10 protein-coding genes are annotated in these 14,051 nt (G+C 69.1%); 4 read left to right on the top strand and 6 right to left on the bottom strand.

What is annotated here, in order from left to right; genetic code table 11:
- Positions 1 to 15: 15 nt before the first annotated feature.
- Positions 16 to 663, bottom strand: coding sequence for a hypothetical protein (locus VF697_RS00930; RefSeq protein WP_331091302.1), 648 nt, complete (start codon positions 661 to 663; stop codon positions 16 to 18).
- A 209-nt stretch (positions 664 to 872) separates the two neighbouring features.
- On the opposite strand from VF697_RS00930, the gene VF697_RS00925 reads away from it, so the two are divergent.
- Positions 873 to 1,952 (top strand): hypothetical protein, encoded by a 1,080-nt coding sequence (locus VF697_RS00925; protein ID WP_331091300.1) that lies wholly within the window; start codon positions 873 to 875, stop codon positions 1,950 to 1,952.
- Here the strand turns inward: VF697_RS00925 and VF697_RS00920 are convergent.
- Both VF697_RS00920 and VF697_RS00915 read right to left on the bottom strand, forming a co-directional pair.
- Positions 1,891 to 4,716, bottom strand: coding sequence for a hypothetical protein (locus VF697_RS00920; protein ID WP_331091298.1), 2,826 nt, complete (start codon positions 4,714 to 4,716; stop codon positions 1,891 to 1,893). The two genes, VF697_RS00925 and VF697_RS00920, sit on opposite strands and share 62 nt — an antisense overlap.
- On the bottom strand, positions 4,713 to 7,454 hold the full coding sequence (locus VF697_RS00915; protein WP_331091296.1) for a hypothetical protein: 2,742 nt from the start codon (positions 7,452 to 7,454) through the stop codon (positions 4,713 to 4,715). The genes VF697_RS00920 and VF697_RS00915 overlap by 4 nt, the downstream gene beginning before the upstream one ends.
- 466 nt (positions 7,455 to 7,920) lie before the next feature.
- Between VF697_RS00915 and VF697_RS00910 the strand changes: the two genes are divergently transcribed.
- Complete coding sequence (locus VF697_RS00910) at positions 7,921 to 8,298, top strand: hypothetical protein (RefSeq protein ID WP_331091294.1); 378 nt, start codon at positions 7,921 to 7,923, stop codon at positions 8,296 to 8,298.
- A gap of 19 nt (positions 8,299 to 8,317) precedes the next feature.
- Here VF697_RS00910 and VF697_RS00905 read toward each other — a convergent pair whose 3' ends face one another.
- The 3 genes from VF697_RS00905 to VF697_RS00895 form a co-directional block, all read right to left on the bottom strand.
- Positions 8,318 to 8,995, bottom strand: coding sequence for a hypothetical protein (locus VF697_RS00905; RefSeq protein ID WP_331091292.1), 678 nt, complete (start codon positions 8,993 to 8,995; stop codon positions 8,318 to 8,320).
- A 247-nt stretch (positions 8,996 to 9,242) separates the two neighbouring features.
- Entirely contained in the window at positions 9,243 to 10,256 is a 1,014-nt protein-coding gene (locus VF697_RS00900; protein WP_331091290.1) for an NAD(P)-dependent alcohol dehydrogenase, read from the bottom strand.
- A 101-nt stretch (positions 10,257 to 10,357) separates the two neighbouring features.
- Positions 10,358 to 12,115 carry an SPFH domain-containing protein gene (locus tag VF697_RS00895; RefSeq protein ID WP_331091288.1) on the bottom strand — a complete coding sequence of 586 codons (1,758 nt, stop codon included), beginning with the start codon at positions 12,113 to 12,115 and terminating at the stop codon, positions 10,358 to 10,360.
- 359 nt (positions 12,116 to 12,474) lie between these two features.
- Between VF697_RS00895 and VF697_RS00890 the strand changes: the two genes are divergently transcribed.
- Both VF697_RS00890 and VF697_RS00885 read left to right on the top strand, forming a co-directional pair.
- Entirely contained in the window at positions 12,475 to 13,836 is a 1,362-nt protein-coding gene (locus tag VF697_RS00890) for an IscS subfamily cysteine desulfurase (protein ID WP_331091329.1), read from the top strand.
- A 64-nt stretch (positions 13,837 to 13,900) separates the two neighbouring features.
- Positions 13,901 to 14,051, top strand: a 151-nt coding sequence (locus VF697_RS00885; RefSeq protein ID WP_331091327.1) for an iron-sulfur cluster assembly scaffold protein, incomplete at its 3' end; no start/stop codon positions are given.

Below are 14,051 nucleotides of genomic sequence, written 5' to 3'. Positions count from 1 at the left end.
CGCCTGGCCCCGCACTCAGTCGAAGTCCGAGCCACCACCACCACCGCCCGACGAGGGGGGCGAGCCGACGTCCAGGCTGTCCTCATGGTACACGTTGAAGCGGATGGTCACCTTGGAACCATCGGCGAACTCCATCGTCACCGTGCCGTCGACGCTCGTGTCGAGCTTCAGGATGGCCTCGATGACGCCCGCGACGAGCTTGGGGTGCGCGTCCGAGAGCACCTCCCATTCGCGAACCGTGGTGTCTCCGCTCCCAGGCCCAGGCGTGCAGCCGCCCGTCCCCGCATCCGAGGTTCCACCATCCGAGGTCCCCGCGTCCGAGACTCCGCCGTCACTCGTCCCCGGAGGGCACGTGGACGCGCCCCCTTCCACCGGCAGCGAATGGGGCTCCGAGAACAGGCCGGTGACCCGATCCATCGTGCCTCGCAACTTGAGCTTGCCCTTGGCGCAGCTCAGGTTGAGCACGGTCAGCGACCCGAGGGCCCCCGGCGGGTACACCGTGTGATGCTCGCTCTCGGGGTCGAGCTCCCCGGAGACATCCACGCCTCCGATGGTCCCCTCGCACGTCCCCGTCGAGGTGGTCGCGGTGAGGCACGAGCACCGGGTGGTCGTGACGAGCAGGAGAAGGCAGAGGGGCAGGAGGCGGCGCGCCTGAAATTTCATGGCGGGGAATGCTACCAGCGTTTCCAGGAAACCAGCGGTTTCCCTGGGGACAGGCGCGTGGGTGGAAGCGACCGCGGGATGCCCCGCGCGGGCTTGTCCCCGCCCGCGGCCATGGACATGTGTGTTTCATGGCGGCGCCAGCAACTGCTTCATGCCCTGACAACGTGTCGCTCTCCGAGTTCTCCGGGGTCCGGAAGTGGAAGAGCCGCATGTCCGCCACCCAGGTCCTCTGGGGCAAGCTGGAGGGCGATGCGGCCCAGGTCGCGATGAGCGCCCACCGCCCCGGCCTGACGGAGCAGGAGCGCTTCATCCTCGACCAGTGCTGTCAAAAGCTGACGCTGGCCAAGGAGTGCATCGACCGGACGTTCAAGCGACCCTTCTCCTTCTGGGAGCTCGTCCACGAAGTCGACGCGCTGCTGCTGCTCGTCCTGCCCGTGGAGATGCTGGCCACCCAGTCGCTGGCGGTGCAGCAACGCTTCGAGCAGAAGGTCACCAACCCCGTCCTGCGTGAGCTCTGGCTGGGGACGGAGCAGGCCCCCGGTCCCCTCCGTGAGGCGGTCCAGCTCCTCCGGAGCCAGTTGAAGCCCACGGAAGACCCCGGTAGCCCCCAGGGGCTCACGGGCGAGCGACTCGCGCGCTGCAGGTACATCCTCCACGGCGCGTTGAGCGTCATGGACGCTCAGCGCGACAAGCGGTTCTGGCAGCTCTCCCTCAACGTCTCCATCCAGATCCTGAGCGCCATACTGCTGCTGGTGCTCTTCGGCCTGGCGCTGCTCGCCTTCGACCAGACGCTGCTCTCCGACAACCTGACGAAGCATCAGCCCGACGCGCTCGTCCTCTTCGCCCTGTGCGGGATGGGGGGCGCCGTCCTCTCCAACATGCTTTCGAAGGAGCGCTTCGTCGTCTCGACGGGAGCGACGGTCCGGTACTTCTTCTATTACCTCTTCGTGAAGCCCCTGATCGGCGGCTTCGCGGCCCTGTTCCTCATCCTCCTCGAGCAGTCCGGGCTGCTGCTGTCCGTGGTGGTCACCCATGGCACCACCGCCCCCAACCCCTCCCAGGCGCTCGTCCAGATCGTCGTGAGCTCCGAAGCGGCCGCCTTCTTCGCCCGCGCGGTGCTGTCGGTGGCGGTCGGCTTCTCCGCGGACCGGATGTTGAGTTCCATGATGGACAGCGTGCTCGGCAGACTCTTCCGGGAATCCGAGAGGGGCGCGCCCCCGCCTGCCGCTACCCCGGGGGACCCGCCAGGCTTCCGTAGGACTCCCAACTCCGGGAGGGCGGCGCCCTGAGGCCCGAGGACGGTTTCATCAGGTAGTCCCCGAGCGATTCCAGCAGCTCCTCCGCCATGCCCAGGGCCGTGGGCCGCCAGGGCACGGTGAAACGAGCGTCCATGCTCGTCTGGCGGACGGTGGCCAGCCACTCGTGCACCACCCGCTCCGGGTAGCCCGCGCCCACCGCCGCCTCGTGCAGCAGCGAGTACTCGCGCAGCAGGAAGGTGCTGAAGGTGAGGGGATCGTCCGCCCCCACGGCGATGGGCACCGGCGGAGGCTGTCCCTCCTGGGACTGCGGTGGAAACAGCCGCAGGATGGGGTGGTTGCGCAGGTCCAACAGGTTGCCGATGAGCAGGTTGCTGGAGGGATTCACCTCCACGACGATGCCCCGGGCCGCCACGCACCGGCGCATCCCATCCTGCACGGCCCGGAGCGCCGCCACCTCCGAGCCATCCAGGGCGATGTCCACCAGCTTCTGCCCCCGCAGGTAGACGCTCTCGCTCTCGCGGTACTTGGAGAGGATCCTCCAGACGTCCCGGTGGCTCTGCACCTGCAACCAGTCCACCCGCTGGAACGCCCGCGAGAAGGCATCCAACCCCACCTCGGCCCCCTCCTTCGCCAGGGGGGGACACCACAGGTTGTGCAGCACATGGTGGGCCTCGGCCAGCACGGGCGGCTGGAAGTCCCTGCCGAAGACGAGCTCGGACAGCTCGCGGATGGCGTTCTGCACCTGCTGCGGCCTGCCGGGCGGAGCCTCCACCCACAGCTCCGGGGGCAGCCGGAAGCGGCTGTAGAGCCGCCACTCGAAGACCAGGTCCCACAGCCGCTCCTCGGCGGGCATCATCACCGCGCCCACCGACTCGGCCCACATCCGGGGCTCCACGCCCAGCGCGGTGGCGTGTCCCAGGCGTCCCCCGGTGCGATCCAACTGGTAGTGGACGCACTCGTAGATGCGGCGCAGCCCCTCCATGAGATGGCGGAAGTCCTCGCCCACATGGGCCGTCATCCGCAACGGCGGAGGACTCCGGGCCGAGCTCACCACCGCGACGCGGGCCGCCTCCCTGCGCACGAAGCGGTACAGCGGCACCATCACCCAGGTGGGCACGCCCAGCTCGTCCGAGGCCACGTCCAGCCCCCGCACCAGCCACAGGGCCAGCGGCACGGCCCGGAGCAGATCCACCAGCGCCTGGACCTTGGTGGACTGGGAGGTGTGGTAGTCCGCGAAGCGGCCTCCCATCCGCATCTCACCCCGAGGGTGGGGCTCGGCGTAGCTGCCTCCACCAAAAGCCGGTGGAGCGCCCGCGAGCCAGTGGCGCGACGGATCCCGACTCTTGGTGAGGTGCAGCACCACGCCGAACTCGGGCGCCTGCCCCCCGCAGCCACTGCCCGTCTGTCGCAGCACGTGCCGCCAGGAGCCCATCATCCGCCACAGCTCCTCGGCCAGCTTCATGGGATCCTCGGCGGGGCTGGTCCGCACCTCCAGGGCGGCAATGGGCTGGTTGCCTCCCGCCACGTAGTAGGACGCCTCGGCGCGAGCGGCGCGCAGCGGGCCGCGGAACGAGTGCAGGCGCCCGTAGAAGCGCAGGAACCACTGCAGGCCCGCCGTCATCGGCCGCTGCACGAAGGCGCGGTAGCACAGGCAGCGGATCCGCAGCGCCTGCCAGAAGACGCGACAGAAGGACTTGTCCGTCGCCTGGAGCCGCTCCTGGTGCTCCATCCAGGACAGGGCGTTGCGCACCAACCAGCGCTCCCCCGCGTTGGGCTTGTTCAGCCGCAGGCGCAGGGCGATGGGATCGCACCGCCTCCACACCTCGTCGAGCGTCTCGGGAGGCTCCGAGGCGTTGTGGCTCGCCATGGGGTGGAGCGCCGCGTAGAGGTCGCGCAGCTCCTCGAATTCCGGCAGCAACCCCTCCTGGCCCCAGGCCAGCGCGCGCAACGTCCGCGCCAGCACCCGCCACCACCGGGGCAGCCACCGCCAGGACGGCGAGTGCCCCAGGTCTCGGACGAAGTCCCACAGTGTCCCCTCACCGCCGCGCAGGAGGAACTCGGCCAGCACGCAGCGCGCCACCGCGGCCGCCAGCAGCCAGTCCAGCAGCCGCCCCTCGTCTCCGAAGGGCAAGCCCGGTCCCCGCAGGGCATCCCGCTCCAGGCCCGGCTCTCCCAGGGTGGACAGCAGCGAGGCCCACATGAGGGGGAAGTCCATGCCCGCGCCGATGTGGTGGTGGATCTCCGTCACCCCCCGGTCCAGCAGGTGCCGCACCAACAGGGGCGGCTCGATGTTCACCCGCGTGGCCGGAGGCGACACCGGCAGCGCGGACAGCAGCAGATCCTCCGGCAGCGCGAAGGTGAGCCAGCGGTAATGCGCGAGGGCCTCCACCGCCTCGGCGGTCGTGCTCTGGGCGATCTCCGTGACGCCGGAGCGACGCTCCAGGTGCGCCATGGCCAGGTGACGCAGGTAGCCGCACAGGCTCACCCCTCGCTCCGAGGGCCGGGCCCCGAGGCCTCCGGGATGGATGAACCAGAAGAAGTCGCGCACCGCGACGAGCCGGTCGAGCGACCAGCCGCTGGCGTGCTCCGACAGGCTCTTCTCGCACTCGCGCCACAGCCCCCGGGTGGGCTGGCCGGCGCGGTTGTCCAACCAGGGCTCCAACACCATCACCGAGCGCCGGAAGGCCTCCAGGTGGGTGAGCGGGAAGCAGGCCACCTCGGCCCGGACGTAGGCCTCGGGAATGCGGCGTGGCGGCAGTGCGCCCAAAACCTGACCCGAGCCCTCCGCGCTCATGGATGGGGCTCCTCCGGATTCAGCTCCTTGAGCACCTCCAGCTCACGCTCCTGGTAGTCCCAATCCACGGCGAGGAACCAGGCCCGGGTCACCTGAGCGAGCCATTGCTGGGGGGCACTCGCTCCCCCATGCCCGTCGGCGCCATGGGCCTCGCGGAGCTGCTCGTAGTTGCTGGAGCGCATCGCCACCGCGCGCACCCAGCGCTGCCGGTTGCGCTTCAGCCGATGCACGTGGTGCTCCCAATGCTCCAGCAGCGCCTCCCAGCCCGGCCGCTGATAATCATCCCCCTCCGGCCAGTTCAACAGATGGGAGAGCCAGGGCGACGGTGAGAACTCCGGCAGCGCGAGCAGGGGCAGGGACTGCTCCAGCCAGACGCGCGCCATCCACAGCCGGTCATACCCCCGGCTCTTTTCCTGGATGGAGCCCAGCAGCCCGTTGATGGCCATCCGTACCGTCCGCTCGTAGTCCTCCAGCTTGCTCCTGTCCCCCCGCTCCTTGGACGGAGCCTCCGCCCCAGGGCTGCCCGAGGAAGCCTGGGGACGCTCACCCTGGCGCAGCTCCTCGAGCACCGCCGAGACCCCCGACGACAGGTCCCACTGGCCCCGCTCGAGCCCGGCCACCGAGCAGACGTTGTCGACCCAGGCCGCCAGGATGAACCGGAAGAGGCGCTTGACGCACGCGGGCTCGGGTTGGGACGTGAAGAGGACCCTCGACTCGTGGAGGAAGGCCCTCCACTGCGCGGTGAAGAGGGCGAAGTCGATGAAGGTGTCCCAGGTGGGCAGGCTCCACAGGAAGTCGAGCTGGACGAAGGGCTCGCCCTCGGAGCTCTCGCCCGCGGAGTTCTCCACGTACAGCTCGTGCAGCGTCACCACGATCTCCGGGCTCATCTCGAAGGGAGTCACCTCCACGTTGAGCACCCGGGGCTCCTGGAAGAGCATCAGCAGGTCGTGCAGCAACATGAACCAGCCGGCGACGCTGCCGGGCATGGGCACGCGGTTGCCCGGCGTATCGAGGTCGTTCTGCAGCAGGATGACATCGTGGAAGCGCCGCAGGTGCAGCTCACTGGTGAGGACGCCGTGGCTGGACGGGTCCTCCTTCACGGGGGGCGCTCCCTCTGCCTCGGGGTAGGACTCCCAGCGCGGCCACTCCATCACGTCCGAGAGGGAGGTGCGCTTGGCACGGCTCACCGGCTTGCCCGTCAGGTCCAGGATGATCCGGCCCTGAGCGTCCTGCCGGATGATGCGGTTGTGGAGCTGCTGGCTCGCCCACGCGGGCAGCTCGCTCTCGTCGATGGCGTTGCGCAGCATCTCGGTGGCGACCCGGACGGCCTTCTCCCCATCATCCCTCGCGGAGCTCCTCCACTCGCGATAGGTGGCATGCCAGAGATCCTGCAGGGTGCGCGCGGGCAGGGTGAGGGCCTGCCGGGCCGCGTCGGTGAGGAGGGGCGGTGCATCAGCGGCTTTGGCTTCGGAGGGTCCCCCCGCTCCCAGGTCCCATTCCCGGCTGAGCGCCCGGCAGGCCTCCTGCACGGACGCGGAGAGCCGAGGGCCGAGATTGAAGAGGTCGGCGAACCACTCCAGCTTGTGTCCCCGGGCCTCCGAGCGCGGCAGCTGGAGCTTCCCGAGGAGATCGCACAAGCGCAGCTCCTCCTTGGAGGCGCCCTGCTTCCGCTCACCGAGCTGATAGGGGTACGTCCAGGCCAGCTCCGGCGCCACCGCTCCGATGCTGAGGCGGTAGTTGGGAGGCAGCGTGCGGCGCAGGGTGGTGGCGGCCTGACGGCGGGCGATGGCGAGCGTCTCGTCGCGGCTGGGCCCGACGAAGGGCTGCCCGGAGCCCATCAGCTCCTTCTGGAAGGAGCGCTCCATGAAGAGCTGGAACTCCTGGTGGCCGGCGGCGAGGACGAACCAGAGCCGGCGGCTGGTGACCATGCGGGTCAGCTTCACGATGTTGTAGAGGTGGTCGATGCTGCGGTCGACATTGTCGATGGGCAGGACGAGGATCACCTGCTCCCGATCCGAAGCGCCGAATTTGGGGATGGCCAGTGTCCGGGCGACCTGCTCCATGGCCTCGCCGAAGCGACTCTGGAAGTTGGCGTAGATCTCCGAGGCCTTGATCTGCTGCTCAGCGCGCACGCGGGCGTCGGTGGCGGAGGGGAAGTCCTCCCACATGAAGGACGCATCCCGGACGAGCTGATCCAGCTTTCCCCAGGTGTCCTCGGCGCTCTCCTCGAGGAGGGAGGAGGGAGCCCAGGAGCCCTGGCGGCGGGTGGGCCCGGAGTACCGGGTGCCGTCGATGGCGGCACGCACGCGGACCAGGAGGGTGGCCAGGAGGTTGGCCCTCGCGGGCAGGGGCTCCAGGTCGAGAGGCTCCAGCCAGGCAATACGGCCGGAGAGGTGCTTGAGCATCTCGGCCAGGTCACGGTGGAACTTGTCTTCCCCGGTGGGAGGCTGGTCGTTCTCCCACTTGAGGAAGCACTTCCAGTCGCGGAGCGCCAGGGCCGCGCTGAGCAGGACGGTGGTCTTGCCGGAACCCCGGGCACCCGAGATGAGGAGGCTGGTGGACAGGTGCTCGTCGCTGCGCGTGCGGCTGCTCGTATCGCAAGCGGCCGTCAGCCAGGTGAGCAGCTCCCGCAGGGCGCTCTGGGTGGGGGTGAGCAGGTCGTCCCACCGGAAGGCCTGGGACTCGGGGATGGGGGTGGGAATGAAGAGCGAGGAGGTGCCCTCATCGTTCGATGCCATACTGGCTCCCCTTTCCTGGACGCGGGGCGTCCCAGGAGAACATGGAGAGCCCGGAGGGCTTCGCGAACCGGACGAGAAGCCAGTCGGGCTATCGGATGTGTGGGAGGCCCGCTACCACGAGCAGAGGCGCACCACCTCTTCGCGCAGCCAGCCGAGATAGGACGCGAGGCGTGACTCCGGCAGGTGGTGCGAGCGGCTCGACCAGAGCGCTCGTTCCAGTCCTCGGGGAAGACGCAGGCGGACGTGCAGCGCTCGGAGAACCTCCACCCGGGCGTAGGCGCGAAGGAAAACGCCAGCGAACGTCAAGTCTCCATGGGACCAGGGCCGCGGTTGGCTCGAACGGGAGAGAAAGCTGGCGCTCATTGAGCAGCAATGCGCGGGTGTCCACGCACTCGGCGTGAGAGCCCCCTGGCACGTCCAAGGGCCCCCGGCCCAGCGGCGGAGATGAGGTAGGCTCTCTCGCGCCATGCCGGTCGACGACTTCCTATTGCTGTGCCTGAACGTCCTCCCGCCCGCACTGTCGCTGGTGGGTCTTGGAATCCTGTGGCTGTTCCGTCAGGAGGATCCGAATACCGCGAGGGGGCTGGGGACGGGACTGGTGCTGTCGTTTATCGGCTCGCTGGTGCCGGCCGTTCCCGCGCTCCTACTCGGAGCGAGTGCCGGGTCGAATGGCCTGGAGATGGGGGCCATGCTCACCCTCATCCTGGCGTTCATCGGCTTCGTGATCTGGCTCGTGTTCTTGTTGGTGGGCTATGTCATCAGCCGGCCCTCCGCTGCCTCGAGCAGCGCCAGCGAGGGAGGCGAGGACGAGGCGCCTTCACCCGCTGGCGGTGACCCCAGCTGAAACAGGACGGCGGATGCGCTCAGCCCACCGTGCGCACGAGCCGGGGCTGGAGCCCGTCGAGCAGAGCCTCCGCGAGCTTCTCCATGTCATCCAGTGGCACGCCCTGGATGGTGAGAAGCGTCTTGCCGCCCTGGAGGCTCGTCTTGAGTTGCACGCGGGCGCCCTGGGCGAAGTGCCGCGAGAAGCTCTCCCGCATGAAGTCGACGCGGGCCGCGTCCGGCGCGGGCATGGTTGCCTTCGACGGGTTGCGCTTGTGCTTCACGGCCTTGAGCAGGTCCTCCAGGCTGCACTCGGCAAAGGGCTTCGACGCCACGGTGCCGCCGTCCTGGGGGACGTCAATGGGCATGCCGCCCACGTCGCCGGACAGGAGCTGGAGCTCCGCCACCTTGGCGTAGGTGCTCAACGAGGCCAGCTTCGCCACGCCGTACTTCCTGCACGACTCCTCGGTGAACTGGCGCGCCACGGCGCCGTACCGGCTCAAGGTCGACTGCGCCAGTTCCTTGAAGTTCTGGCTGAAGAACTCCTGGGCACTCGCGAAGCCCTCTTTCTCCGCGAGTTCGTTGGTGACGGTGTAGTTGTAGAGCCGGCCGATGCTGTAGTGCCCAGCGTTGCCTTGGGCCAGGTAGGAGCGGATGGAGTCCCGCACCTGCACGAGCGTCAGTTCGAGCAGGGTGTTGCTTCCGTTCGTTTCAATCATGAGTGCCCTCTTCAAGAGAGACAGCCGCGGAATTGCGACTGGCCCAGCGAAGAGCAACGCTCAGGCCATGGCCGATAGCCTGTGAATTCACAGGCTTATGCACTGGCAACTGGCCGGTGGGGTCTCGAAGCAAGACGGTCTATCCGTGGTCTGAGACACCAGCCGTCCATTCCGCTTCTACGCGCGTAGAACTGAAACCCGCGGCGTCCATTCCGCTTCTACGCGCGTAGAACTGAAACCGGGCCAATCACTCCACCCGGATGACGACCTTGCCGAAGTGCGCGCCACTCTTGAGGTGCTCGAAGGCGGCGCGAGCCTCGGCGAAGGGGAAGACGCGATCCACCACCGGCCGGACGCCGTGCAAGGTGAGGGCGCGGTTGAGGGCCTCGAAGGACTGGCGGTGGCCCACGAAGATGCCCTGCACGCGCACGTTCCCCATGAGGATGGGCGTGAGGGGCACCGCCCCCGCCCCACCGCTGAGCACGCCGATGACGGACACCGTGCCCCCGAGGCGCACGGAGCGCAGGGACTTCTCCAGGGTACCGGCCCCGCCCACCTCCACCACATGGTCCACACCGGCGCCACCGGTGAGGGCACGCGCCGCCTTGTCCCAGTCCGGGGCCGTCACGTAGTTGATGCCCTCGTGGGCGCCCAGCGCGCGAGCACGCTCCAGCTTGTCGTCACGGCTGGAGGTGAGGATGACGCGCGCCCCCAACAGCCGGGCGATCTGCAGCGCGAAGATGGAGACGCCCCCGGTGCCCTGTAGCAGCACGGTGTCGCCCGCCTTGAGCCCACCGTGGGTGACGAGCGCGCTCCACGCGGTGACGGCCGCGCACGGCAGCGTGGCGGCCTCCTCGTCCGACAGGTGCGGGGGCGTGGGCACCACGCCGTCCTCGTGGAGGAGCAGGGTGTCGCCGAGCGCGCCATCGAGGGGCCCGCCCAGCGTGGTGGCCTGCGTGGCGCGCGTGGGCTCTCCCGCGAGCCACGTCTGCGCGAAGAGGCCCATCACCCGGTCCCCGGGCTTGACGCGGGTGACGCCCGGCCCCACGGCATCCACCACGCCCGCCCCGTCCGAGTTGGGGACGAGGGGCAGCTTCTGCCGGGGGTTGTAGCGCCCCTCCACCATCATCAGGTCGCGGTAGTTGAGGCTCGTGGCCTTCACCCGCACCCGCACCTGGAAGGGACCGGGCTGAGGGTCCGGCCGCTCACAGGACACCAGCTTGTCCAGCCCGAATCCGTCGCGAATCTCGAAGACTTTCATGGCCCCGGGTTCTAGCGCGCCACGCGCCGCTCGGGGAGTCGCGCCTTCGGGGGTGTGCCGGGAGAGGCCACCGGACGCCCGGCGGCCTCCGGCCCTCGCGACTACGACGCCGGCTGGTCCTTCTTCGGCGTGGGCACCTGCAGGCCCGCCGAGCGCGCCAGGCCCATGACGCCCTCCACCGCCGCGGCGATGTAGCCGAAGGGGTTGGCCCCATCCACCGCCGTCACATGCACCTCGCCCATCTTCTGCTGGAACGCCGCCGCCACCTGCGGCAACTGCTGCGCCAGCACGAGCTGGATGGCCTCGGGCGACAGCGTGTTGTCGATCTCCTTGAGGGCGCGTACCCGCGCCAGCTCCGGATCCTGCGTGATGCGGGCCTTGCGCGCCTCCATCTCCGCCATGGCCAGCTCCGCCTCGGCGATCGCGCACCGCGCCTCCGCCATCTTCGCCTGCGCCCGGGCGCGCTCCGTCTCCTGCTGCAGCACCGCCAGCATCACCCCGTGCCGCGCCGTCTGCGCCTGCTGCTCCTGGTGCAGCTTCTCCAGCTCCGCCTCGGCGCGCACCGCCGCCATCTGCCGCTCATGCGCCAGCCGCGCCGCCTCCGCCTCCTGCTCCAGCTTCAGCCGCTCCAGCTCCGCCTGGGCCTTCGCCACCGCCAGCGCGCGCTCCTGCTCCAGCTTCGCCGCCTGCGCCTGCTGCTCCAGCTTCAGCTTCTCCAGCTCCGCCTGGGACCGCGACGTCGCCAGCCCCCGCTCCTGGGCCAGCTTCGCCTCCGCCATGCGCCGCTCGGCCTCCAGCGCCGCCAGCTTCTGCGCCTCCTCCGCCTTCGCCTTCTGCTCCTTCACCTCCAGCTCGGCGTTCAGCTTCGCCAGCGCCGTCTCGCGCTCCAGCCCCACCTGCGCCTGCCGCGTGCTCCGCTCCTTGGCGACCCGCGCCTCCTCCACGCGCGACTCGACGGCCAGCGACTCCAGCTTCGCCTGCTCCTCGGCCTCCTGCCGCTTGTGCCGGACCTCCTCCTCCGTCGCCAGCCGCGTCAGGGCGATCTGCCGCTCCGCCTCCGCCTCCTCCCGGCGGATGAAGCGCTCCTTGGCCAGCTCCGCCTCGCGCGCCACCCGCTCCTGCTCCTGCCGGAAGCGCGCCTGCATGTTGGCGAACACCGTGTCCGACAGCACCCGCACGTCCTGGATTTCAATCGTGTCCAGGACGACGCCCCACCCCGAGTCCGACCGGTCCTCCAGCCGCCCCTTGCCCGACACCACCGGGGCAATCTCGCGCATCAGCTCCGTGGCGATGCCCTCCTTGCGCTTGGAGAGGCACTCCTCCACCGAGAGGTTGGCCACCAGCCGCCGCACCGCGCCCACGAACATCTCGCGCAGCAGCTCCGCCAGTTTCTGCTGGGCCCGCTCCGGGAAGGAGAAGTTCAGCATCCGGAAGGCCACCAGCGGATCCACAATCCGGTACACCGCCAGGCCCGTCACCTGCACGCCGACCTTCTCGCTCGTCACCTGGTCCGCGGTGAACTGCAACCGCTGCACGCTGGTGGGGACAATCGCCACCGCGTCGCCCGGCAGCTTGAAGCACGAGGCGCCCTGCCCGCTCACCTCGCGCACGCGGCCCCGGCGCATGTGGATGAGGAACTCGCTCGGCCGCGCCGTGACGAGGCCCCACTTCTTCATCTTCTCCGGATCCTCCTCCGGCTTGCCCGCCCGCCACCCCTCCCGGTACTGCCGCCCGTCATTGCCCCCCCCCTGCGGCGGCTCGCCTCCGCCACTGCGCGCCAGCTCCGTCCGGCCGCCCACTGACAGCTCCATGGCCCCCACCGCGTTCAGCTTGACGGCCCGCTTCTCGTTCGTGCTCATTGGCGCATCCCTCCGGAAGTCACGGACTTCGGGGATTGCAGTCTGTCGGCCAAGGCACGGCTGCCCTGAAATCGCGCACTTGGCGCCGAGGGGTGCTCCAGGGTTGTGCGGGTGCCCCAAGGTGGATCGCCCCGGACCGGCCCAATCGTGATAGAGGACTGATTCGGTCCTGTAGGTGGTTATTAGAAGCCCGGGCGCTCCCCTCCTTATGTCGGCTTGACCGAGGGGGTCCCGATTTTATAATTGACCAGTCCAGTCCACATTAGGTGCGCCCATGTAGGAGCACCCAAGGGACTCGCGGGGTTACCCCGACCCCCCGGCGAGGGGACGGACAATCGCCCGGAAGGTTTACCGAGATGCTGAAGCTGCCCATCTACATGGACAACCACGCCACCACCCCGATGGACCCCCGGGTGCTGGAGGCGATGCTGCCGTACCTGCGCGAGGACTTCGGCAACGCCGCGTCGCGCAACCACGCGTTCGGCTGGAAGGCCGAGGCCGCGGTGGAGCAGGCGCGCAAGCAGGTGGCGGCGCTCATCGGCGCGTCCGACAAGGAGATCGTCTTCACCTCGGGCGCCACCGAGTCCGACAACCTCGCCATCAAGGGCGTGGTCGAGTTCTACAAGGACAAGGGTGACCACATCATCACCCTGAAGACCGAGCACAAGGCGGTGCTCGACACCTGCAAGCGCCTGGAGCGCGTGCGCCAGGAGCGCCTGGACGAGCTCAAGCAGATGCGGCTCACGCAGCTGGCCGGCACGCCCGTCACGCGCGACAACCTCGCCGAGATGTCGCTCAAGTACGACATCGACAGCGACGCGGTGTACCGCCAGTGGGCCGAGCTGCCCACCGGTGGCGCGCGCGTCACCTACCTGGACGTGGAGAAGGATGGCCGGGTCGACCTCGAGAAGCTCGAGGCGGCCATGACGGACAAGACCATCCTCGTGTCCATCATGCTCGCCAACAACGAGATCGGCACCGTCCAGCCCGTCGCGGAGATTGGCAAGCTGTGCCGCCACAAGGGCATCCTCTTCCACTGCGACGCGGTGCAGGGCGTGGGCAAGGTGCCCTTCAACGTGGAGGAGATGCACGTCGACCTGGCGGCCCTCTCGGCGCACAAGATGTACGGGCCCAAGGGCGTGGGCGCCCTGTACGTGCGCCGCAAGCCGCGCGTGCGCATCGCCCCCATCATCGATGGTGGTGGCCATGAGCGCGGCATGCGCTCGGGCACGCTCAACGTGGCGTCCATCGTGGGCTTCGGCAAGGCGGCGGAGCTTGCCCGCCAGGAGATGGCCGACGAGTCCGCGCGCCTGCTCCGCCTGCGCGAGAAGCTGCGCAAGGGCATCATGGAGCAGCTCGACCTGGTCGAGGTGAATGGCTCGCTGGAGCACCGGCTGCCGGGCAGCCTCAACATCTCCTTCGCCTACGTGGAGGGCGAGGCGCTGATGATGGCCATCAAGGACGTGGCGGTGTCGTCCGGCTCGGCCTGCACCTCGGCCTCGCTGGAGCCCTCCTACGTGCTGCGCGCCTGCGGGGTGGAGGAGGAGTTGGCGCACAGCTCCATTCGTTTTGGCCTCGGCCGCTTCAACACCGAGGAAGAGGTCGACTTCGTCATCAAGTTGATGGTGGACAAGGTCACGCGCCTGCGTGAGATGAGCCCCCTCTACGAGATGGCCAAGGAAGGCATCGACCTGAAGAGCGTGGAGTGGGCGGCCCACTGAGCGCCCGGCCGGCCGAGCCCTCCTTGCCGAAGCATCGGGCCGGCTCCCAGTGTTGAGGAGTTTCATGTCCTACAGCGACAAGGTCATCGACCACTACGAGAACCCGCGGAACGTGGGCAGCTTCGACAAGAGCGACCCCAGCGTGGGCACCGGCCTCGTGGGCGCGCCCGCATGCGGCGACGTCATGAAGCTGCAGCTGAAGATCGACGACGCCG

The sequence above is a fragment of the Archangium sp. genome, assembly GCF_036388035.1.
Lineage (GTDB): Bacteria > Myxococcota > Myxococcia > Myxococcales > Myxococcaceae > Archangium.
This window is presented reverse-complemented; position numbering and strand designations above follow the sequence as displayed.

What these genes read in the sequence shown, in the direction of transcription:
- VF697_RS00910 (WP_331091294.1), top strand. Translation starts at nt 7,921, where the DNA reads ATGCCGGTCGACGACTTCCTATTGCTGTGCCTGAACGTCCTCCCGCCC.
- VF697_RS00920 (WP_331091298.1), bottom strand. Translation starts at nt 4,716, where the DNA reads ATGAGCGCGGAGGGCTCGGGTCAGGTTTTGGGCGCACTGCCGCCACGC.
- VF697_RS00915 (WP_331091296.1), bottom strand. Translation starts at nt 7,454, where the DNA reads ATGGCATCGAACGATGAGGGCACCTCCTCGCTCTTCATTCCCACCCCC.
- VF697_RS00895 (WP_331091288.1), bottom strand. Translation starts at nt 12,115, where the DNA reads ATGAGCACGAACGAGAAGCGGGCCGTCAAGCTGAACGCGGTGGGGGCC.
- VF697_RS00925 (WP_331091300.1), top strand. Translation starts at nt 873, where the DNA reads ATGTCCGCCACCCAGGTCCTCTGGGGCAAGCTGGAGGGCGATGCGGCC.
- VF697_RS00900 (WP_331091290.1), bottom strand. Translation starts at nt 10,256, where the DNA reads ATGAAAGTCTTCGAGATTCGCGACGGATTCGGGCTGGACAAGCTGGTG.
- VF697_RS00905 (WP_331091292.1), bottom strand. Translation starts at nt 8,995, where the DNA reads ATGATTGAAACGAACGGAAGCAACACCCTGCTCGAACTGACGCTCGTG.
- VF697_RS00930 (WP_331091302.1), bottom strand. Translation starts at nt 663, where the DNA reads ATGAAATTTCAGGCGCGCCGCCTCCTGCCCCTCTGCCTTCTCCTGCTC.